Origin of the sequence: Streptomyces graminilatus (genome assembly GCF_001418565.1) — a bacterium.
Taxonomy (GTDB): domain Bacteria; phylum Actinomycetota; class Actinomycetes; order Streptomycetales; family Streptomycetaceae; genus Streptomyces; species Streptomyces graminilatus.
On record NZ_LIQQ01000629.1, the window covers coordinates 1 to 1,464 of the forward strand.

Genomic DNA, 1,464 nt, shown 5'->3' on the forward strand with positions numbered 1-1,464 from the left:
CGGCGATTGCGGGGTCTGGTCCAACCAGAACTACTACCAGCGCCTCCGGTATCAGCGGGGTGCGGGATGGCCCGGCTGGGCGGACGGCGGGCACTGGTACGGCTACTGGGAGCCCGCCGCGAACTGGGGCCGGGGCGCGAACATGTTCCTCTACTACGGCGGCACGTTCCACGACTACGGCAACCGGGTCTCCAACCAGGAGATACAGCGCGGGGCCGGCCGGAGTGACGCCCACGCCAGCTACACGGACCGCTTCGGCCAGTGGCACCGGTCGACGTACGTGGAGTACGACATCGACTTCCACAGCCAGGCGCGAGCCGGCCGTGACGCACCGCGGATCGTGCGCGACTTCAGGACCGGCGACGTCTACGCCACGTTCGACCACTACAACAGGTTCCACTACCTCGGGCGCTTCCAGGCGCCGCCCCGCCCCCGCTCGGTGGTTTGAGGTGCCGGTGAATTCGGTAAATTGAACAAATGTCTGACCCGATGTTCATGGTGTTCGCGGGGTGGACCTTCGCGTTCGACGGCCGGTCGCTGACCGTCAGCCGACGCGGGACGCCCTGGCGGCGCAGACGGGTCGAGCACCTGCCGCTCGGCCGGCTCCGTACCTGTTATCTCCTCCATTCGGAGAGCCACGGCCTCGAAAGCCACGATTTCTGGCTGCTGTACGACACCGGTGTGGTGCACATAGGCATCAGCCGGGAGTTCTACCAATTCGGCGACGCCTACTGGTTCGCCAAGTACCTCAACGAGGCGATCTGCGAAAGGCTGCGCTGGATCTTCGAGAACACCATCGGGCTCGGCCCGCACCCCAAGGCGGAACTCTTCGACGCGGTCCAGCCGGTGTGGCAACTCCCTCCGTACGCCTCCACCGTCGGCGACGTGCCCCGACGACTGGAGGCGCTGCGCAAGGAGGGCCCCCTGTCGCTGGGGCGCCGGACCATGACCGGTCCGACCCGCCCCTCCGACCTCCAGACCAACCACGACCGCGTGTTGGAGCACGACCCACCGTGCTTCGACAGGTGGTGGACCTTCGTCGACCACATCCGCGCCGACTACGAGCCGACGGACGACCCGGCCTGGGAGGAGGTCGTACGGGATCTCATGGGGGGCCGACGGATGATGACCGAGAGCGGCTGGAGGCAGTACAACCGCTCGGGGTACCGGAATCCGCGCGCCTAGCGTCGGGCCATGGCCGCGCGCCCGACGGTATGAGCGCCGAGGTCATGCCGCCGTTCGTACGCTGTGGAGGAGCTGTTCGACGCCCGGGACTTGGCGGTGGGGTGCGAAGCGGGGGGTGAGGTCGCTGATCTGGCGTACGCAGCGGGAGGCGCCGATCCGCTGTGCGAGGACGAGTGCCTTGTGGGCGATGGCGGCACTGTGGTCGATTTCGCCTTGATCCAGAAGGCTTTCGGCTTGCGTACCCCGCAGGGGGAGGCCCGACGACGTCGCCGCCGCCGT

Annotated in this window: 2 protein-coding genes and 1 pseudogene; 2 read left to right on the plus strand and 1 reads right to left on the minus strand. The window is 67.8% G+C overall.

The features are described 5' to 3' along the window. Together AOK08_RS38615 and AOK08_RS38620 are read left to right on the plus strand one after the other, a co-directional pair. Positions 1-448: ribonuclease domain-containing protein (locus tag AOK08_RS38615; RefSeq protein ID WP_198539522.1), on the plus strand; the 448-nt coding region annotated here is incomplete at its 5' end. A 29-nt stretch (positions 449-477) separates the two neighbouring features. Beyond that, complete coding sequence (locus AOK08_RS38620) at positions 478-1,185, plus strand: hypothetical protein (RefSeq protein ID WP_157876980.1); 708 nt, start codon at positions 478-480, stop codon at positions 1,183-1,185. A 42-nt stretch (positions 1,186-1,227) separates the two neighbouring features. Here AOK08_RS38620 and AOK08_RS46890 read toward each other — a convergent pair. Next, positions 1,228-1,464 (minus strand): annotated as a pseudogene (locus tag AOK08_RS46890) (hypothetical protein); the annotation flags it as partial.